Origin of the sequence: Thalassotalea fonticola (genome assembly GCF_032911225.1) — a bacterium.
Classification (GTDB): domain Bacteria; phylum Pseudomonadota; class Gammaproteobacteria; order Enterobacterales; family Alteromonadaceae; genus Thalassotalea_A; species Thalassotalea_A fonticola.
Map to the genome: position 1 here is coordinate 1,212,977 of NZ_CP136600.1, position 23,253 is coordinate 1,236,229.

At 42.1% G+C, this 23,253-nt stretch carries 8 protein-coding genes; 1 reads left to right on the plus strand and 7 read right to left on the minus strand.

Annotated elements, in window-relative coordinates:
• Positions 1–73: 73 nt before the first annotated feature.
• Both RI844_RS05135 and RI844_RS05140 read right to left on the minus strand, forming a co-directional pair.
• Positions 74–1,630: a class I adenylate-forming enzyme family protein gene (locus RI844_RS05135; RefSeq protein WP_348397373.1), complete on the minus strand. Its 1,557-nt coding sequence runs from the start codon at positions 1,628–1,630 to the stop codon at positions 74–76.
• 11 nt (positions 1,631–1,641) lie between these two features.
• The gene (locus RI844_RS05140; protein WP_348397374.1) at positions 1,642–2,760 is read right to left on the minus strand and encodes a saccharopine dehydrogenase family protein; all 1,119 of its coding nucleotides are present in this window, start codon (positions 2,758–2,760) and stop codon (positions 1,642–1,644) included.
• 299 nt (positions 2,761–3,059) lie between these two features.
• On the opposite strand from RI844_RS05140, the gene RI844_RS05145 reads away from it, so the two are divergent.
• The gene (locus tag RI844_RS05145) at positions 3,060–3,890 is read left to right on the plus strand and encodes an SDR family NAD(P)-dependent oxidoreductase (RefSeq protein ID WP_348397375.1); all 831 of its coding nucleotides are present in this window, start codon (positions 3,060–3,062) and stop codon (positions 3,888–3,890) included.
• A gap of 128 nt (positions 3,891–4,018) precedes the next feature.
• Here the strand turns inward: RI844_RS05145 and RI844_RS05150 are convergent, their stop codons facing one another.
• From RI844_RS05150 to RI844_RS05170, 5 genes are all read right to left on the minus strand, one after another.
• Positions 4,019–7,246 carry a leucine-rich repeat domain-containing protein gene (locus tag RI844_RS05150; protein ID WP_348397376.1) on the minus strand — a complete coding sequence of 1,076 codons (3,228 nt, stop codon included), beginning with the start codon at positions 7,244–7,246 and terminating at the stop codon, positions 4,019–4,021.
• Positions 7,247–7,638: 392 nt separating this feature from the next.
• Positions 7,639–10,707, minus strand: a complete 3,069-nt coding sequence (locus RI844_RS05155) for a TonB-dependent receptor domain-containing protein (RefSeq protein ID WP_348397377.1) — start codon at positions 10,705–10,707, stop codon at positions 7,639–7,641.
• Between the two features lie 92 nt (positions 10,708–10,799).
• The gene (locus RI844_RS05160; RefSeq protein ID WP_348397378.1) at positions 10,800–15,203 is read right to left on the minus strand and encodes a S8 family serine peptidase; all 4,404 of its coding nucleotides are present in this window, start codon (positions 15,201–15,203) and stop codon (positions 10,800–10,802) included.
• Between the two features lie 44 nt (positions 15,204–15,247).
• Complete coding sequence (locus RI844_RS05165; RefSeq protein ID WP_348397379.1) at positions 15,248–19,279, minus strand: S8 family serine peptidase; 4,032 nt, start codon at positions 19,277–19,279, stop codon at positions 15,248–15,250.
• Positions 19,280–20,117: 838 nt separating this feature from the next.
• Positions 20,118–23,180: a TonB-dependent receptor plug domain-containing protein gene (locus tag RI844_RS05170; RefSeq protein ID WP_348397380.1), complete on the minus strand. Its 3,063-nt coding sequence runs from the start codon at positions 23,178–23,180 to the stop codon at positions 20,118–20,120.
• Positions 23,181–23,253 lie beyond the last annotated feature (73 nt).

A 23,253-nucleotide genomic window follows, 5' to 3' on the forward strand; every position in this document is an offset into this window, starting at 1 on the left:
GGTTTTATTACCTTTTTAACAATATAAAAAAGGCCACCAACTTTGGTGACCTTAAAGTTTTTGCTATGGAGAGTTAATTCACCATACGATTTTCGCTGTTCCAGTATTTTTTACGAATGTCTGTTTTTAATACTTTGCCTGCTGGGCTGCGGGGCAAATCATCGACAAAATCAATCGATTTAGGTGCTTTTACACTACCCAATTCTTGCTTCACCAGATTTATTAAAACTTGCTCATCAATAGTGCTACCAGATTTACATAGCACTATGGCTTTGACTGCTTCGCCCCATTTTTCATCAGGAATGCCGATCACCGCACAATCTTGTATTTCTGTATGGGAGTTAAGCACTTGCTCAATTTCGTTAGGAAATACGTTAAAACCACCGGTAATGATCATATCTTTTTTACGATCTACTATTTGGATATAACCATCTTTATCCATAACGCCTACATCACCAGTATGCAACCATCCGTCAATTTGAGCTTCTAGCGTTGCTTCTGGGTTCTTGTAATACCCCGGATTGACAATATGGCCTTTGACACAAATTTCGCCTGCTTGCCCCATAGGTAGTGGTTTATTATCATCGTCCATAATGGCGACTTGGTTTAATACGCAAGGACGACCTACAGTTTTCAGTCTGTCTTCATTAATAGAACCATCGGCATTAATATAATCCCACGGCGCTTTTGCACAAATTGCCGCAGGTGCTTCTGATTGACCAAACACTTCGGTCATAACCGGACCAAAAACCTTTATCGCTTCTTTTAATTTAGTCAAAGAAACAGGCGCAGCAGCTACGATAAAATGTTGTAGTGATGAATAATCATATTTACTTACATCCTCGTGTGCCAACATCATATACATAACGGTTGGCGGTAAGAAAAAATGGGTGATTTTATGTTGTTCAATAACCTTTAAAATTTCACCTGGATCAACTGCTGCCATAATGGTATTGGTACCGCCACGGGCAAAGTGCATAGCGCCCATCAGCCCGGCAGAATGAGTCATTGGCGCGACAACTAAATGATTAGTGTTATCGTAATAATTAAAATGCGCATAAAAATTGGAAAACATCGTTTCCAAGGCCTTATTAGACATCATTACGCCTTTTGATTTACCCGTTGTGCCGCCGGTTGGGAAAATAGCCATAATGTCATCATCACTGCCATCCCCCATTTCATGGTGTTTATCTGCAGAAGCTAACCAGTGGGGTAAATTTTCACCATCAAGGTCTTTATCAATGCACACTATTTGTTTTAGGTTTGGCGCATCATTGGCAATGGCTATTGCTTCATTTTCATAGCTTGAATGAAACATTAATAAGTCGCCATCAAAACGATGCAATAAGTCGGTGTTTACCTCTACCGGGTTACGCGGGTTTACTGGCAACCACACGGCTTCGGCGCGAAACAAGCCAATTAAGCATTCAAAAGCAATGTTTGAGTTTGGCGCCAAAATACCAATTTTTGCCCCTTTACCGAAACCTTGTTGCGTTAACGCACTTGCTAGTTTATGACTAAAAGCTTCGGCTTGTTTATAGGTTCTTTTTTCATCGCTTGCCAGTTCATGAAAGGCAATGTTGTCAGGGTATAATGTCGCGCCCTGATCAAAAAAATCAATTATACGCATGGTCATTATTCCTATGAGTTAATCATCTTATAATCAACCAAACCAAAACTTCTCAGTTGATTGGCTAATTCGTTATGTCCTACCGCTTCACACGCTGATGAAAAACCGTTTGTTTTTTGTAAACCACCAATTAACAAGCTAGCGGTTGCTGCTTGTAAGGCACCAGTAGTTAAATACCCACACGACGTTCGTACTTCACAAGTTGCTGAATCAAAAGAGCCACTGCCATGCACAACATCTAAGCAACGATGCACAAGCTTGTTTTCTCGTGGCGGCATAGTTGCCTGCATGCTATTACCGTACTCAGCTAACTTCGCCGCTTTTTCTTCTGTAGGCAAATGCTTGATTTCGTTTTCATAGGTATTTTGTAAATCCAAAACCATTTCCATCATCGCTCGGTTTTGGGTTGCCGTTAATTGTTGAACATTGCGAACCCTTGGATCATGTTCAAAATAAAGCGGCAACATACCGCCGCCCCAAGGATGTGCTAGCAAAGAATCTGCACGGCCAGGAACACTCACTTCATAGCCCTTCGCTACAGGCCAGATCACACGTTGATTATTTTCTAATTTAAATGATTGTTCGGCAATACTGAACATGGCAAAGATAGTTTGGAATGAACCAACCGTTGGTACTAATGTAGGCGCAGTAAGACAATTTAAGGTATCAATTTGACCTTGTTCTAACACCATACGCGCACCAATTTCTAACGAGGTATACATGTATGATGTGCCTGGAGCCAAGACTAAATTCTTTGCTGCGAATTTTGGCCCTAACTCTTGCTGAATTTTAGTGATGAAATTCATTTCACCACCGGTATCTAAATAATGACAGCCTGCTTCTAAAGCTGCTTCAACGACTGGCTGACCAAAATACATGAATGGGCCAACGGTATTACAAATAACTTTTGCGCCTTTAAACAGTTCAGTTAATGCTTCTTTAGTATGCTCAACTTGTACCACTTCATAATCTGCGGTTTCAATACCAGGAACTGTGGCCATTGCGGCTTCAATTTTTTCAGCATTTCGACCAGCAGCAATAAATGAAATGCCGTATTCACGTAAAAATTCAGCAACTAATTTTCCGGTATAACCACTTGCGCCATATAACACTACAGATTTATTTGTCATAACTTTTTCCTTCAGGGTTTTAGCGTATCAGTCCAACAATGTTTCTCTCAGAAACTCCTAAAAGTTATAAAGAGTGGACGTTAATTAGAAACGATATCGACTTTTAAAATTATTTTAATTTATGCTGTTTACGCTAAACTTTTAAAAACTGTTCAGAATCACCCCTATGGGTGATTTTACCAAAATGCTTAATTACCGGTGAGAAATAGGCAATTTCATCCGAACGGGTGAGGCTTTTAATTAATTGCAGGGTTAAATATAAGTAATACATTTGAACATACAAAAATGCAGGACATTACATGTTAAATAAACGTTTCCCCGAAAAGCGCGCCTTCATAACCGGCGGCGCCAGTGGTTTAGGTTTGGCCTACGCTAAAAAATTGGCCAGTGACAAATGGCGAGTAGCAATTGCTGATATTAATGAACAGCGCTTAGCTGAAGCGAAAGTCGAACTTGAACAGTTAGGCGGTGTCGTTATCACTATGGTGGTTGATGTAACCAGTAAAGAACAACAACAAAATGCCGCAGATCAACTTGAACAAGCCTGGGGCGGTGTGGATTTAGTGTTCAATAATGCCGGCATTGGCAGCTGTGGTAAATTAAATGAGCATGACGACGAAGAATGGCACCGGGTGATAAACATTGATTTATGGAGTGTTATTCATGGCTGTCGTATCTTTGCGCCGTTATTGAAAAAGAACGGTGGCGGTCATATTATTAATACGGCATCGAGTGCTGGTACTTTATGTTTAGCGGAAATGGCTGGCTATAACGTGGCTAAATCTGGCGTGGTTGCGTTATCTGAAACGCTAAATGTTGAACTATCTACCGACAACATTGGCGTAACGGTTGTATGCCCTACCGTGTTAAAAACCAATATTAGTGAATCGATGAAAGGCGAGACCAATTTCGAGAAAAACATTGCGCAACAAATTAATGAGTCAAAATTTACCCCAGAAATGGTCGCCGATAGTACCTTTAAAGGGATATTGGGCAATAAATTGTATGTTATGCCACAGGCCGATGCCCGTTGGGTGTGGACGTTTAAGCGTTGGATGCCTGAAAAATTTACTAAATTGATGACTTTCTTATACAAAAACCGTAAATGGATATACTCGCACTTAGATTAAAATAATCAGGGTCAGAGTCAGGCTTTACTGTAAAACTTGACTCTGACCCTAGTTTTTGACTCTGATATTAAAAAAGCCAGTTCCTTACGGAACTGGCTGTTAAAAGGTTATCGTATAGCTTCAATAAACTAAAAGCATTGAGCTCCGGGAATACATGGATAATCACGATCTTGTACCGGGGTGATTTCGATAGTCGACAGGTCGACTTCAAAATTGTAATCGGTGTTTAATACTGGCAATTCGTCAATGGTTTTTGCCGCCGCTTGGATCTGTTCAAGTGAAGGACCAGGTGTACAAGTGGCAAGCGATGATCCGATTTCACCACTACAACGCGGGATATGTTCGTCAGTATGGTATTGGGTCCAGCTTATTTCACCGTTGAAGAAATCGCCAGTCATAGTACAACTTGCTTCGCCCTCATCGTCTAGTGGCAAACACTTGATGTCAGTCTCCAAGGTACTATTTTTTAATAAGGTAATTAATAAACGGTTATCAAACGTTGAGACAAATTGATTATCGGTTTGCAAGGTAAAGTCATAATCGACGGTAAACGGCACTGATTTCCAATAATTACCGCTATTGTATGGATATTCATTGCCTTCTTCCGGGCCATCTGTACAGGTCATCAGCGGCGCGTTTAGCTCTGCTGTACATTGCGGATACCAGAAACTCGGTACATTTGCCACCCAACATAACGGGTAACCGTCATGAAATTGATTCATGCAAGTAATTCGTTCTAATTGACCCAGACTACTAATTCCGCTACTCATATAATCGGTTAACTCTTGATCGAGAATATCCATGATCTGTGCAGGCTCTTCAATTGCCGGGCGGGCAATAACACCTTCACAAGGGCTTTTAAAGTTAATATTTTGTTCATCAGCCTTGATTTGCAGTTGTTCTACAGCGCTCAAAGGAGTAATCGGGTTAGTGAGCGGTGTAGTCATACAATTCATTCCTACATTACCTTGCAGCCAAAGTGTTAATGGCAGAGATTCCCAGCTGTTAAGCACATCGATATTGACAATTTCGTTTTTACTAAGCAGTAATTTGTTCAACGCGGTTAATTTGGATAATGGGCTGATGTCTTCAATATTGTTATTAGCCAAATCCAATTGCTCTAGCGCTGTTAAGTTGGCCAGTTCACTAATGCTTGTCAGATTATTATCCGAAGCGTCAAAGTCTTGTAACAAAGTAAAGTTACTAACGCCCTGCATACTTAGTAAGTTGTTATTGGAAAGATCTAAATCAATTAAAGCAACAGATTGGGTTAATTGTGCCAAATCATTGACGTTAGAATTAATCTGGTTATGACTTAAATCAACACTGGTCAAAAGTGGTTTGTTTGCCAAACCTGATAGCAAGGTGCCAGGGGCAATACCGGCATAATCAGAATCAAGCAGGTTGTAAGACAAGTCGATCATACTCAACTTACTTAGTGTGCTCAGTCCGTCAGTATTGGCAAGCTGGTTATTGCTTAAGTTCAATTCAGTTAGTTCAACTAGGCTACCCAAGGCAGCAGTATCAATAATCTTGTTTTTACTTAAATCCAGTTTAGTGATCTGCACTAAACTTGCCAAAGTGCTAATATCACTAATTTCATTATTAAATAAGGTAAGTTGGGTTAATTGTGCTAGCTTTGAAAAATCAGCTAATTCAACCACTTTCGCTTTATGAGCATATAAAAGCTGTAAATCGCTGGCACTCTCTAGCAGACTTAAATCGGTTACTTGGGTACCGGAAATATCTAACTGTTTTAACTTGGTTAATAAAGCAATATCGACTAAATCGCTTATATAAGTGTCACTAATATTCAATACTTGCAAATTCGTAGAATTTGATAACACTGACGTATCGCTGAAGTTGGTACCGCCCATATTTAAAGTTTGTAGCTTAGTTAACTGGGCTAAGGCACTAAAATCTTCTGCTGGTATTCCCTGAATAAGCAGCTGTTCTAACTGCGTTAACTGTGCCAGTATTGAAATATCGCTTACCTTGGTTCCAGCCAACTCTAATACTTTAAGGTTGGGAAAGTGTGTTAGCGCACTAATATCGACTAAACCTGAGCCACTACAATAAAGTTCTGTAACCTCATCAGCAGGTATGGTTTTATAAGTGGTATACGGGTCATATAATTCACGATCTTTTATTGTTGGGTTAACACTTTCACGTATACAAAATTCTAACCATGAACCATATTCAGCATCCCAAGGATAGTTGATCATACCAATTTCAGGCAGTGACTTGTTTTTATCACGATCAAAGTAATCGTCTTCATTTAACACGCCATCGTTATCAATATCAGGATCTTCATGATCAACAAGACCATCTGCATCAAAATCAGGGTTTTCAACTAAATTTTCATCACCTAAGATTTGCTCAATCGCAGTGGTCAACACATTATACTCGGCATTAATTGTTGCTAATGTTTCGTCATATACTTGTTGGTTTTCAACAGAAACTAATGCCAAGGTATCAGATACAGTGTCAGGTAATGCATACTCTTCGGAGTCGATAATCACCTTAAGTACACCGGCAACTTCCAGTACTTTTTTATGGTCAAGCGTATCCAGAATCGCATTTAACTGGCTTTCATTGTCAAATGGCTGGTTACCATTCGCCGCCATTGCCAAAACATATTTTGCGGTAGTGACATTGGTTACATTTAAGCCAAAATAATCGAGTGCGATAATATACTCTTGCGATGTCTCATAAGATACCAAGGTGCGAAACGACTCTAACAACGATACTAGTTTTACGCCTGGGTTATATTGTTCGTCGCCAATAGCTGTAATTTTTACCAGTTTATCGAAGTTTCGCTCATCAATTTCGATATCTCTGAATACATAAACACCATTAGAGTTGCCGATGGTGGTAAATGATTCATCACCAACGTCAAGCGTTACTTGCGGTCGCACCAACGGCTCATCGGTCACTAAGCCTTGTATCAACAAGGTATCGAATATACGCTCGCTGGTAAAAACCATTGACTTTTCAACCGTTGCTCCATCATTGTCGGTTACGGTTAAATGCACGGTAAAGCTAGTATCTTGTTCGACACTTGGGGCTGTGAAGCTAACTTCTGCAGTATCAGCACCGCTAAGCACTAAATCAATGCCCGCAACTGACCATGAGTATGCGGCAACTGTGCCATCAATATCTGCAACATCGGCACGCAAGTTTGCTTGTTGATGCTCAACGGCACGATTCGCGCCAATAATTTCTGCAGTGGGTGCCTGGTTAGTAATTTCTGGTGGCTCACTACCGCCGCCACCGCCACCACAACCAGTTAAAGCACTGGCGGTTAGTAAACAGCTCGATAGTAATATTTTTTTATAATTAGAGGATAAACTCATTCTGTTTCCTAAATATTAGTTTAAGTATTTTTTAGTGTTACCAAAACCATTAATTATTAATCAAGACTTGATAATTAATGGCTAATAGAATTTGCTTACCATTGATAAAACCATTACTGCAACAATACAAGCAAGCAGCTCTCAAATAATCGACTATTATAACTTTACAAATCATCTTTTATCTATATATACAACAACTTATAGAATAACAACAAAACACTATCGGGGTTTACTGAAAAAATAAATGCCGGCTAAATCACTTAAATTTGAGCTATAAAAACTCATGGCTATGGCGCTAAAGGAACATAGCTTTGGCCAGCAGACTGTGAGAATTGATCAAACAAAAAAGCAGCTCATAGAGCTGCTTTTACTTGCTTAACTTATGGTGTTAATTAAAAAACATAAGTGGCTTCCATTGAAACGCTGCGTCCTACAGATGCGCCGCCGTATTGACCAGCATTGTAATACGGCCATGAGGTGTGAGTATCATCACCAGGAGGTTTTGGATTAAAGATATTTATTACCTGAGCACTTACCTTTAACGAACCGTTCCAAGCGTATGAAGAGGTTAAATTAAACGTATAGTATGGGTCTAGACGATCATACTTTTCATAAAAATAGCTGTCTTCATCACCAAACTCTTGTGGTGGATTCCAAATTGGAATAGAGCCAGTTCGGCGACCACTTAGGGTAATTGATAAATCATCATCTGCCCAGGTAACCGAGCCATTAACCACAGAGCGAGCAGATTTATTAAAGAATAAATCACGAGTATGTATCTCTTCACTTTCATCGTCGACTTGATATGTTGAATCGAGAGTGTGAGTCCAAGCTAAATTAAAGTACCAATCCCCAATGTTGCTTTCATAATGATAAGCAACTTTGGCATCAATACCTTCTGTAGTTTGCTTAGCGACATTTACATGGGAGGTGCTCACCGATTCAACCTGTTCACCGGCAAAGCCAGCTTCTTCTCGATTGATTTTTTCTGCATTTTCCTGACATTGTTGACTACCTGGCACAATATCCGGTCGCTCATTTACTGGGAAAGGATAATAATTATCTGCGTCTTCATTTTCGGTATCACGAACCTTACAATAGTAGTCTAGCTCTAAAATTCCTTGAATTGATTCCCCTTGCACAAGCTGCTCTATTTCAATTTGGTACCAATCCACGCTCATATTCAGATCATCGGTTACATCCCAAACAAAACCGACACCATAGTTTGTGCCCTCTTCTTCTTTCAACGTTTTTGAGCCTGAACTATTACCTTTTATCGATTGCGGATAACAATCTTCACTTGGTTCAAATTGTTCAACATCATCTGGTAATTCGCCAGTAGCGTCATCGCGTTGATTTTCATAGAATTGATCTTCACACACCGACAAATCGGCACCGGATGAATAATAACCACCTTCGGTGGCAAATACCCGGTGCATATCAGGGGCACGGAAGCTTTGGCCCCAATTTGCCCGAACTAACAATTCATCGAGTGGACGATATTCAAGACCAATTTGTGGCGAGAAGCGGCCACCAACATCGGTAGTATCATCATCGTATTGATCATATCTGCCTGCTACTTGTGCACTTAATGTGTCTAGGATTGGCAATTGCAGCTCTAAACCAACGGCATAACGTTCACGGTCGCCGCCACCTTCGGTACCAGTCACACCAAACCAACCAAAGCCATCATTATTTAGAGTACGATCATCAAGGTTAATATCGTAACCTTGTTTATTCCATTCTGCGGTCAAGGCAAAATACATATCACCACTGGGTAATTCAAATATTGGCCCGGTAATTAAACCATTAACGGTGTTTGAATATGAATCGGCTAACGTTACTTGTGTGCCAAGCAATGCATCTTTCATAGCACTGGTGATCGGCTCATACAGATCGTGAGTGCCCAATCCATCGTAATAATCTACGTTCCAGTAATCGCCTTTTGAGCCAAGGTACATCTGGTAAACTTGCTCTTCTTTTAACAGGCTTGAATACTTGTCATTGCTATTTTCACTGCGACTGAAATTAATGTCCCAGTCAAATTCATCGAGTAAAATACCTTTGACACCAGTGTTTATCTGTAATCCGGTATCTTCAATACGACTATTTCTAAAGCCAAGTTCATGCTCTGCAAACAAACGCTGTTCGGTGCGGTAATCCCAATATTCAGAGCCGGCATAATCATCACTTATTTCCTGTAGTGCTTTCATATTACCATCGCCATTAGCTCGGTATTCAATAATTGGCGAGTTAACGTAATGAAAACTGCCACGTAAATAGGCATCCTGTTGGGCATACATTACATCGGCATATGCGATGATATCGTCGCTTAACTCATATTCACTGCTAATATAAACTGATACGGTTTCACGTTCATTGCGAATAGAATTCGTACCTGATAAATCTGTACCACAATATTTACCATAGTTGTCTTCATCATCCTCGCCCTCATTCATGATACGTTCGGTCCATTCATAACCAGATCCCGAATCAATACAGCGCTGCTGTGTGGGGTCTCGATATAAAGTCCAACTTTCATCATGGTCCTTATCGTCGGCGCCGTGATGTTCGGTCCAGTCTTCATCAACATTGTCTTTATCTTGATAAAAGCCTAACTTCACCATTTCATCAACAATAACAATACCACGGTCGAGATAATTATGACCGGCAGGACCATCGTCGACCGAGTCCATAAAATCACGGTCTTCGGCAAAAATAGGATCTTGTTTTTGATATTCTACTGCCATAGTTACCGTGTAATCATCACCCGATGTACCGGTAACTAACTGAAAGCGCGCTTCATCGCCGCCCCCTTCTGTTGTAGTACCTAACTTGGCACTAAATGTAGTGTCATCAACATCTTTCTTGGTAATAATATTCATTACCCCGGCAACCGCATCAGAGCCGTAAATTGCCGATGCACCTGAAGTTAATATTTGAATATTTGAAATAGCTGCTGCTGGTATCGACGATAAATTTACAAAGTTTGACGCACCGTTATATGGCGCTGGGTAATCGGCAACTCGACGACCATTGATCAATACCAATACCTGGTTATTACCTAAGCCGCGTAAACTCACCGTTTGCGCGTTTGGCGTAAAACCACCTTGCGAACCCCATTCAGCCCCCTGTGTTACACCGGTATTTTGAGTTAAGTCTTTTAATGCATCATAGGCTGTAGCAAAGCCCTTTTTTAGCATGTCGTCAGAGGTGATAACCGTTACCGGGCTTACCCCTTCCAACACGTTGGCTTTAATCCGTGAGCCGGTGACTTCAACTACTTCAATGTCTTCGTTTAGTTCACTTTTTGTTTGTTCAACCGTTGTCTGCTCAACCGCTGATCGCTCAACCTCTTGGGCTGACTTATCTTCTGCAAATGCATGGCTGTTTGCGCTTGCAAGTGTGCCAAGCATTATTGCGGCTTGAATACTGCGGGCAAGTTTGTTTATTTTAATCACAATTAATTTCCTAATTAGCAAGCAGTCGATGGACAACATAAATATTTTGTCGCCACCTGACTCACTTGCATTAATTATTATTTTTCTAGGTATTATTTTTTACGACGTAGTACTAAGCCTGATAAGAGCAGAGCAAACCAGATAAACCCGCTGCTGCCGCCTTTGTCATTATCAATACCTGTAACATAAACAGTAGTTAGTACCGGATTAGACTGACGCTCACCATTACTGCCAATCAATTCAAACGTTATCGCTTCATCATGCTTAAATTCAGGCACAGTAAAACTTAACTGCGACTCATCGATACTAGCCACTACTTCAGGGCCTTCGGTTTGTTGCCACTGATAGCTAATTTGTGGAGAATCAATAACCGCATCAACGACTATGGCGTCTAAACTAACCACTTCACCTGTCATAACTAAGGTGTTTGATGCTTCGACCATAAAGAACGGTTTGCCCTGCACCATAGTTGGTTGTTTAGTACGAGCAATTTGTATTAGTTCACTATCATCAAGCATGGACGTGACATAAGGGGTGATGTCGCTTTTACCTGAAACATTTTGATAGTTAAACACAATTACTACTTCACTAGCCGTAGAATTAGCCGAATGGGTATAGGTCCAAGTAAGTTGCTCACCATCTTGTTCAACGGTTAACGGCTCGGCGGACGTGGTCGCACCATCAATAACGCTATCGATAGTAATGGTTTCCAGCAATGCACCCGGCTCAAGATCTAACGACATTTGATATTCTTTATCGTGAGTAGTGTTATTGGCCATAAAGCTGATTTTATAACTTGCCAGACTGTTAGCACTATCATTCTCAATTAAAGATAAAGCAACATCATCAACACCGCGGGCAATATTGACGTTAACCATACCAATATTAATACCTAGCTCTTCTTTTGTACTAAGACCGATCATGCCGTAAAAGCGATCATCCTCTTGCATATCTTCCTGCCAATGGATATCAATTGGCACGATAGAGTTGGCATAATTTTCTTTTGGTGCGCTAACTTTTAATTCATCTTCGCCATGAACTTCCAAATCATCACTAACAACGGTCACCGCCAATTTAATATCGTCATAAGTTTGCTCCGCGACCGGATCGTAGTCTGGGTCTTCCAAGTGATTGAACTGGTTACCATAGTTGTGAACGAGCAACCAGAAATCACCATTTGGTGGGGACGGCACATCAAGTAATTCCAACGCAGCCATAGTAGCTCGGTTAAGGACTTGCCCAGCTCTTATTTCAAAGGCACCGGCTTCGCCATCAAGGTTGGCATCATAGCCCAGATATAGATCTATATCAGGTGATGTGGTTTCCAACACCTCGATAATTAACCGATCTGAACGGGCCGGAATACTTACGGGAACAACGAACACCGAGTCTTTGTCATCTTCGTAATAATACGGGCTCATTGACCGTTTAATGCTAGTACTGTATAGCTTAGCTTTCGATAACGGTGACACTGTCGTGGTAAAATCATCACTACCAACAGTAGAAACACCTGCTAATGGCGCACTACCTTCATTACGATGGGCAACAATGTTAATTTCTTTCGGCGCTTTACCCGCTTTAAACTGCACAGTTACCGGTAAAGAAACACTAGGGATTGATTCATCGGTTGCGGTTAAATGCACGCGACCATCGGACCAATTTGTGTCTAACTCGTGATTGACAGTAGCGGTAACGATAATACTGAAATTTTCACCCGCCTTAACCGTGAATGGGCCATTGTCTTTATTACTGGTTAATACCATGCCTTTGGTGGTGTAACTATAAGATACATTCCAGGTTGCATCTTTGGTTGCAGTAAAGGTTCGTGACCAGCTACAACTACCTTGACACTCGCCCTTTGATAAGCTGGCCAAATTCATTCGTTCTGGCTTACCGTGCCAGCCATCGGGTAATTCTTTCACCAAATCGCGAATACTTTCGATCGGCTCTTCGGCCTCTCCTGCAATAGCTGGCAAGCGAATAAACACGACATCACCATAAGGATCAGCTTGCATATAGCCGTCATAGGTCTCAGTCATAACTAACGCGGAGTTAACCGCTCTGCCGACATTAGCAAGACCTGCGCCAGTGGAATGGATTTCAGCCGGTATAAACGTTTGTTTTTTCTTTACAATTGGGCCGTTAAATTTGAGCTCGGTGCCGGCAGTTAGCATCAGCGCCGATTGCACCTGGGAAGGTGTCCACTCAGGCTTTAAACCTTTCATCAGTGCCAGCATTCCGGCAATATGCGGGGATGCCATCGAAGTACCGGTTTGATATACGGCATCAGTTCGAGAAATTTGGCTCGGGTGTTTATCGTACTCTTGCATGCCATAGCCAAGACCTGACGCTAACACACTCACGCCAGGCGCAGCGATTTGCGGCACCAAATAATCACTACTAAAAACGTCCGGGCCTTGTGATGAGAACACCCCGACAACAGCGGAAAAATCCTCTTCTGGCGCTAACGATGTACTGCTGATAAGCGTTGAAGCACTGATCGCCACTTGATGGTCTTCGCCTGCGGCCAACCAATCGAGTAACAATTCACCAGTTTTTTCTTCCAGCTGAATCGATGGAACGCTGTGCCAGTCGGCAACGAGATTATCAGGTGTTTCGTCGGTATTAATAAGGATCATACCAGCGCCGCCTGCAGCTTTTACCGCAAAACTTTTTGAAACCCGGCTCATGCCGCGGCCATTAACGCTACCACCACGATTACAAATAATCACTTTACCTGCAACTTTGTCAGGATCTAACGAGCCTAAGCCACAAGCCCCTTCGATGCCAAATTTTTCTACGGCATCACGATGACTATGTTCATGGGTATGGGTATACCGGCCACGATTTTGCTGCATTTCCCAGTGATACCATCGGTGCTGTGGATCGTCCTCATCATAAATATTTTCATGTTGATCCTGCCAAGTGAAGCCGGCATCATTAATATGGGTATGTTCATGTTCATGGGTGATATCCTGACGATACTCAACATCGCCGGCATAGACCACGTCTGTTGCAGTTAAACCCTGGGTCGCACCAGCGCCGACAAGTGTCTGACTTTCTAAATCAAACATGGTATCGCCGCCCGATAAGGTTAACACTTTTTCATCGAACGCGCGGTCATGACTTGTTGCCGCTACCGACAGCAGCCAAGGGGCATTGCCTGGCGTTCGCATCGAGCCGCGGCCACTCATACCTGAATTACCGGCTGAAACCGCAACATGAATACCCGCCTCTCGTGCTCTTAAAAATGCCAGTGAGGTATGGTCATACCAAGGTATTGAGGGGGCCTTACCAATAGAGTAATTAAGTACATCGACATCATTATTAATCGCGTGCTCAATCGCTTCAATGGCTTCTTTCTCGTTACAACTTCCGTGCTTGCCACACACCTGATAAGAGATAATGTTGGCATGCGGGGCAACACCGCTGATTTGCTCATAGATAAAGTCTTGTGGAAATAACGCTTCCAGCGACGTACCCATTTCCGTCTCGGTTTTAATGTTTCTGACCACATTACCAGCAATCGTCGATGCTACGTGTGAACCGTGACCATAGGTATCCTGGCCAGTAGCACTACGATTATCTTGTAAGGATCGGTTAACGAGATCGCGGCCAAATACACCGACGCCGACAACGCCGACTAATTTGTCATTACACCAGCCTGGTTTGGCGATACAATCACCAAAATAAACGCCGTCGCCGTATGGGTTAGTATGATCATAATCTATAATGCCATCGCCATCTTCATCGACTTTATCGGCAAATGAGGGGTTAAAGTCCGGTAAATTATCCAGATCATTAATGTCTTCTACCGGCTGTAGAAATGAGGCGATGCCAGAATCAATCACCCCGACCACTATACCTTCGCCTTTAAAGCCGTCAAACGCCGAGCTGCCCGCCCAAATTTGCTCGGCACCGGAAAACTTCGGACCGCGGTCAGTAGTTAATTGCATTGTCTCAAATTTGTTGACCGCAATAACCCCTGGCATTTGCGCGATAATTCGTGCTTCACTGGCACTAATTTTTGCTGAAAAACCATTAAGTACGGTGTCATAGTGAGTGTCGACGGCAACGTCGCGTTTTAAGCGTAAATCAATATAGAGTTGTTGTTCACTCTGTTTGCCGGCCAAATAATGCTTATAACGTTTCGACGCTAAACTTTTAGTGTTTAACTTGCCTTTTTCAGTCGAGTTGGCCTGCTTACTGGCCAGTATATTTGTCGCTGGTAGATCATTTACCTGCCCCGCATAAGTGGCCAGCGGCTCATCCGCCAATACCACTAAATAATCACTGGTAGCAGTGCGCTGCTTTTCGTTAAAACGATTATTAAAAATATAATAACCCGCTTTATTATCAACACTGCGTAGCATGCTTGCTTCGCCATCATCTGACGTATACGCAATTTCATGCTGAGCAAACGCCAATGCGCTAAATTGCTGGCTAGCCAATAAAATTGGCAATGCCGATAATATGGTAGTTAGTTTAAATTTCACGATAGATTCCCTTTAAGGAAGCAGCAATTGCTCCCTTTAAATAATTAACAGTAACGACGACGCACTAGCATCAATAACATACAAAGGCTGATAAACATCGAGCCTGCCGATGGCTCTGCATCAGTCGTCTGCGCATCTTCATTGGCACTGGTTATTTCGAAATTGATTTTGGCTTTTAGTCTATTAGCACCATCGGTGACGTTAACGGTGGCGCTATAGTCCCCTTTACTTACCGGGCTGCCGCCAAGGATGCCGGCTTTGTCTAAAGTTAAACCGAGCGGTAAATCAGTGGCGGTAAAAATCAAGCCCTGGTTATCGGCGTCGATAAAATATTTAGCTAGATCGATTGCCGCCAGCTCCTGCTGCTGTTTAGCCTTGATATGTTCAATATTTGCCACTTGCAGCGGCGCATTATCGTTGACATTGGCAACCCCTATGGTGATTGGCAGTTGTTTACCCCACACTTTGCCCCAATTAGCGGCAACCATAAGTTGGTAAGTCTTATTTTGTTCATAATCGAGCATGCTGCTATCTCGAACCGCTAACACCCCATCTTCAGATAACTGGAAAGGCGCGCCCTGGCCACCATCGATTAACAAGATACGTTGATTATTTAATTGTGTGATTTGCTCTTCAGCCATTTGCACGCGGCCGATGATTTGACCATTTTGTGCATTTTCTGGCACGCTGAAACTTTGCCCTGGCTTAATGGCTTGCACATCCCCACTACCATCAGCGACGGCGAAATAAGAAAGGGTTGGATTAAATACTACAGCGCCTGGTAAGCATCGATCATCTCTGAATAGGGATGCACAGCGATTATCAAGATAAAACGACACGCTGACTTTGCCCTGTGGTGGTACAGTCAAATGACTTTTCCACTCTACCGGTTCATCGTCAACCATGTTGGCAATTTTAATGGCACTGCCGGTGTGTAAAGAATAAGCCGCATCTATCGACAGTTCAGGTTCATTAAGCAGGTTGTTAAAATCTATATCGCGACGAAACGCACTTTCATCGATGCCATCAATATCAGAAATACCGTCTGCTAAGCACGATGCTAGGGTATTGTTTGCCGGAAAATCACAAATGACACTGCCGTTAAATTCAATCGCCTCTGGCACACTAAAGGTTAGAGTTTTATTAAAACGTGGATGAGATAATGAACACTTTTTAAGGCCCTGTACAGCATCATCGCAACTGTAATCATAGGTGCTAAGTTCAAATTTCTCTTTTTCGTTCAGGTCAAAATAGCCATCATAAAAATAGCTAAACAACGACATGGTTAATGGCGAAGTAAACACCCGAATACAGTTACCGGCATTGTCTTTGTTGTAACCGTCGTCACAACTATCATCAACTGGCTGCGCTTCTTCATTTTCATCGGCAATAACCACGTCGATCATATCGCCATTCAAGAAAAAGTTATGCATCATGATCGGATCATCAACGCCTGGCAGTGATTGCCTGTCGCTGACAAACTGCATGGCAATCGGCTCTTCAAAGGTGGTATGATTGATTTCATCATGATACATTTTGTCGGTACAAATATTGATGATAAGCGAGTCGCCGCCGGGACTAACCACTAATGGTAAGCCGGTATTTTTAACTCTGGCGCGCGGGTCAAATACATTAAACTCCATGGAAAGATCAACGTAGTTGCTGGTAAAACTATTATCTTCAGCAAGATCAACCGATAGAGTTGTCAGCTTACCTCTTTCACGTTTTACCGCATCTAGCATAAAATTACTGCCATCGGCTAAGGCGACATTGATTTGATTGTGTAAATTTATATTAAGCAGTCGTGACCCCATACGATCGGGGTGATTACTCATTGGAATTTCAAACGATTCAAATAATCTGACCGCCAGGCTCAGCTTTCTGCCGGACTCACATTGCTGCTCAGGGTACAGGCCACCGGCAAGGGATTTAATATAATGTCCGTGATTACCTAAACCTTGCTCCGGTTTTTGCGTGGCATTATAGAATAATGGCATAGCATATAAGTCTTGCTCAATATTAGATGTATTGGTAATTTCCGCTTGATAATGAGCAAAGCGAATATCGTACTTGGCGCTATCTTGCCAATCTGCACTATGGGGTAATTCTGGAAATTCTTCACCTTTGTCCAAATAGTATTGCTCATTATGAATAGGGGTGAAATCATTAGTCTCGGCATCAGCGACAAACGGCGACGAGCGCTGCGGTATCACTAACCAGGGCATATGAATACTGGCGCCTGGATTACGCTCATGGTTGAGTTTAATAAAACCATTAATGGCCAGTTGTTCCCAGTTTTCTAGGGTAAAATCACCGCCTTTTCTAATTGGCGTTACCGGTAATTTATCGGCATCAACATTAAACGATACAGTAACGGCTTTTACTTCATTTGGCGCCAGTACAATATGCTCAGGCATAACAACATCGATGGCCTGATTGCTTAAACGTTCGCCATTGATAATGATTTCAGCGTCATAGCTTTGGCTTTCTTCGGTTAGGTTTTTAATGATAATGTTACGGGTAAATCCGGCTTTATCAAAAACTGGCTGGTTACCTAAATGAATACTTGGCAGTAAAGTACTTTCTTCCATCATCAGCGCATAAGATTTATTTGCGGCCAGAGGATTAATTGAACCACCACCAATTTGCGCGACGCCCCAATGCTGTTCAATATCAAGAATACCAGTATTGACAATAAGCGCTTTTACTTCTTCATTGGACAAATCAGGATGCGATTCCATGATACTGGCGGCAGTGCCGGCAACTTTTGCCGCGATCAAATATTCGTTCGCCTCCATTTCCTTAAATATCGCGCCGCCAGCGGCTGCCGCGCCTTTGACATTGCGATTTAATGCCAAAATATCCGGTTTCAGTATTGACTCACCACGGGTAGGGCCAAATGGACTATTGCCGGCAACTCGGTATGCGCCATCTTTATGTTCAGAGTAGCCAACCGTTAGCGCTTCTTGCACCGCGCCGCGATAACTCATTGAGTAATAGTTATGAAACTTATAATAATCATCATTTCCTGCAGGTACGACGACTAAAGAGCCGGTGGCCGCGGCAGCGCGAATTAACGCGGTTTGCACAGTAAAGTGATTGCCGCCGGTTTCCTGCTCGCGATAATAGGAACTGACACTGTTGGCATAATTAATCAGTAAAATATCAGCGCTGTCCGACATATCACCGTCTTGATTCGGGTCCATTGCCATTTCAAGTGCCAGCGCAAATGTGCGGCGACCCTCGTACCTGACATATTGATTGAACGTTATGCCACTGGTTTTATAGGCCAGTATTTTTGCGTCACCTGCCGATTGCCTGATCAATGACGCCGCCATGGTACCAATGCCGCCCTTATATTGTTGCAATGAGTTATATGGCGACTGAAAATCTGCAGGATATTCTAGCGGATTATAATCGTAGGCACCTTTCTCGGAAGCAAAGTCGAAACCACCAATCACTACATTATTAGGGAATCCGCCCCAATAGTTAGTCAAATTGGCATAGCCCTTATTATAAGCGGCAAATGTACCCTCACCGCCTAAAGTTGCATGGGTATAATCGACACCAGAGCCGATCAGTGCAACCACGGTGTGGCCACCATCATCATTTACTTGCAGTTTTGCGTACGGGCTTTCCTCCTGATCGATAAACTCAGCATCACTTTCATCAATGGCATTAACACTCGACACTAAAGAGTTTTGCATAAGCTGCGTTGCGGCAACCCCTGTCATTTTGACATACATCATATTGCCAACAACACGAAAACGAGTGCCAACCACAGCATGTTGATCTAAGGTTAAAATCTCATCGATAACACTTTCTTGGCTGGCATTGATTTGTAAGCTGGCCTGTTCGCGTGAAATATTTTGATCTTCCATCGCTTGTACAAGCGCACCTGCACTAGACAAAGTAACTAGATAGGTTTTAATACTTGTTGTTGGTTGTTCATAGATAGAGATAGTGTCGGAATCGCTTTGCAATTCTGACGTAGTATTTGACATGCTTATGGCATATGAACTTGCTGTAACCAAGCTAGTTACACAAAATGCCAGTGTTGATTTTTTAAAAATCATACACTAATACTCCTTGCTAATTTATTATGCGGTTATAGTTATTTTTGGCATAAAGAGAGATTGAGCGGGACAAAATACAAGAGGAGTATTGGTTACGCAATCAACTGATATCTGCGATTCGTTGATTAGTGATTGAATTATCATTCATTTATTATCAATACCAAAAACGATACATTTAACTCTTAAATAACAAAGACTTAAAAAGTTTAAAATAATTAAAATATCACCCTGAAGGGTGAATACTTTTCAAAAAATTTAGGAGGAATGGGCTAATACTCAGTCATTCAAGTGCACGACTCTAAGGATGGAAGAGGTAGAGGGATGCACGTAGGTAGAACAAAGCAGAAGAAATTATCGAGGATGCCAGAGCGGAGGCGGAAATCCATTACATTATGGTTCCCGTAACAAGTACGGGATGACAAAAAGCGAGGAGTTGATGACGAAAAAGCGAGGAATTGATAACGGATACTTTGCAAGTAATAGCCACATTCTGTGGACCGTCAAATACTTATAGTTATTGTAGTGAAACGTATTCGAAGTAGCGAAGCTACATATTCGAAACTAAAGTGAAGTTACAAATCTATTGCCGTTTTCAACCTGGAAGTTGTATATGCCGTGATCACATTTTCAACATGGACGTTGTATATTAGAGCAATGCATTAATACATGGATGTAGAATAACGCAGGAGCAGTTATCGAGGGAGCAGTTGCCGAGAATGTGAAAGAACGGTCCATGGCGATTTGCATTCCATCATCCCTGAAATAAAAAAACCAGTTACGTTAGTAACTGGTTTTTAAATTTAGCCTATTGAAACAGGCTAAGGCATTAATCTGACCTTTAGAATACGTAAGTCATTTCAGCTGAAACTGTACGACCTACTGCTGCGCCACCGTATGCACCATTATAGAATGGCCATGAGTAAGCAGTTACATCTTCAGGCGGTTGTTCGTTTAATACGTTTTGAACCTGTGCTGATACTTTAAAGTCGTCACTGATGTAATATGCCGAGGTAAGGTTAAAGGTATAGTAAGGGTCTAAACGCTGAACACTTTCGTGATAGTAACTATCTTCATCACTAAACTCTTTTGGTGGATTAGAGATAGGTATAGAGCCGATTCTTCGACCACTTAAGGTTACTGATAAATCACTTTCAACCCAGGTAACAGAGCCATTCATAACCGAACGAGCTGACTTATTCCACCATTTATCACGAGTATGAATTTCTTCACTCTCTTCATCTGCTTGATATGTTGAGTCAAGCGTATGGGTCCAGGCTAAGTTGAAGTACCAATCACCAAAACTGCTCGAATATTGGTAAGCAGCTTTTGCATCGATACCTTCTACCGTAGTTTTTGCCAGGTTAACATGGCTGGTCGTTACTGACTCAATTTGAGGACCTGCGATACCCGCATCTTTACGAGTAATGTTTTCAGCATTGGCGATACATTGTGGGCTGCCAGGAGTGAAGTCTTCTCGTTCTTGCGCGTCAAATGGATAATAGTTATCTGCATCTTCATCTTCTGTTTGGCGAACTTTACAGTAGTAATCATTAAGTAAAATACCCGACATTGATTCACTTACTACAGATTGTTCAATCTCTACCACATACCAATCGGCCGTTACATTTAACGTTTCAGTGATATCCCAAACAAAACCAAGACCGTATGTTGTACCCTCTTCTTCTTTAAGAGTTTTAGAGCCTTTACTGTTACCTTTAGCTGATTGTGCCATACATGGTGATTTAGCCGGATCGTAGGCTTCCATTTCTTCTACAGGCGTATCCCAATCGCCATCATCATCTTTGTACTGCTCGTAATAAGCGTCTTCACACGTTGAGTAATCGTACGCAGTGGTGTAATAGCCACCATCGGTTGCAAATACACGATGCATGTCTGGCGCTCTAAAGCTCTTACCCCAGTTACCACGGAACAACAAATCACCTGTTGGGCGATATTCCATACCTACTTGTGGAGTAAAGCGGCCACCAACATCACTAGTATCATCTTCATATTGATCATAACGACCAGCAAGTTGCGCGCTTAGCGTATCAATGATTGGAAATTGTAATTCCAGACCAACCGCGTAACGTTCACGATCACCGCCACCTTCAGTACCAGTAACGCCATCCCAGCCATTACCATCTTCATTAAGGGTTCTATCATCAAGTTCAATATCATAGCCTTGCTGATTCCATTCGGTAACCAAGGCAAAATACATATCGCCAGCTGGTAGTTCCATAACCGGACCTGAAATAATGCCGGTTACTGTATTTGAGTATGAGTCAGCCGCAGTTAGTTGTGTACCAAGTAACGAATTACGCATATCTTGGGTAACTGGCGCATATAAATCAACGGTACCAACACCATCGTAGTGCTCTATACCTTGTTCTTCATACCAATAAGTATGGGTATTGTAGCCACCTTTATAAAGCGTTCTTACCGCTTCTTCTTTTAATAACGTCGCGTATCTATCATTGGTATTTTCACTACGGCTAAAGGCAAGCTCCCAATCGTAATCATCAAAAATTACGCCTTTAAAACCCGCATTTACCTGTAAAGCAGAATCTTCAATGGTGCTGTCTCTATACCCTAATTCATGTTGAGCAAATAAACGTTGCTCAGTACGCCAGTCATATTGGCTTGCACCTTCGAAATCACCAGGAATAACCCCTTCTTCTAGAATGGCCATATTGCCTTCTTCACCTTCAGGTAAAAGCTCTAGAATTTTGGTATTAACAAAGTGGAAACCGCCGCGCACAAATGCATCCTGTTGTGAATACATTACATCAGCATAAGCACTGGTATCATCAGTTAAGTTATACTCTCCGCTTAAGTATAGCGATACAGTTTCACGCTCGTTGCGTAGTGATTTTGTGCCTGAAAGATCAACACCACAATAGTTACCCCAAACGAAATCATCATCATCTTCATCATCAGCAACAGTAACACGCTCAGTGTATTCATAACCTGAGCCTGACGCTAAACAGCGTGGCTCAGTTGGGTCACGATACCATTTCACGCTTTCATCAACGTCTTCAGTATCTTCATCATCAGGGTAAAAACCACGCTGCGCCATGTCATCAACAATGACAATACCGCGATCCAGTGCGGTTCTTTCTAATGGTCCATCGTCTACTGAGTCCATAAAATCACGATCGGCAGAAAAGATTGGATCTTGTTTTTGATACTCTAATGCTAAGGTTACGCTGTAATCATCACCAACTGATCCGGTAACTAATTGGAAACGACCTTCATCGCCGCCGCCTTCCGTTGTAGTACCAATTCGGGCACTAAACGTAGTATCTTCAACATCTTTTTTAGTAATAATGTTAACAACACCCGCAATAGCATCTGAACCATAAATAGCCGATGCACCTGAGGTTAAAATTTCCATTCTAGAAATTGCCGCAGCAGGAATAGATGATAAGTTAACAAAGTTTGACGCACCATTATATGGCGCTGGATAATCAGCAACACGGCGGCCATTAACTAATACTAAGGTTTGGTTATTACCCAAGCCACGTAAGTTAAGTGATTGCGCATTTGGCGTAAAACCACCTTGCGCGGCCATTTCAGCGCCTTGCACTACACCGGTATTTTGGGTTAAATCTTTTAATGCATCATACGCCGTTGAAAAGCCTTTTTTAAGCATCTCATCAGCGGTGATCACCGTAACCGGGCTAACACCTTCAAGGGCATTTGCCTTGATGTGTGAACCGGTAACTTCGACCACTTCAATTTCTTCGGTATCAACAGTTTCTGTTGATTCGTTTTCAACGACTTGCTCAACTTCTACGCTTTCTACTTCGTCTTGTGCAAATGCAGCAACGTTAAAACTCCCCACTGCACCAACAATAAATGCGGCACGAATGCTTGAGGTTAATATATTAATTTTTCTCACAATTATATCCCAAATTATTTAGTATTTATTCAATTACGCAGCCAGCAAAAACTGCCTGCGTGATCATTTCTTT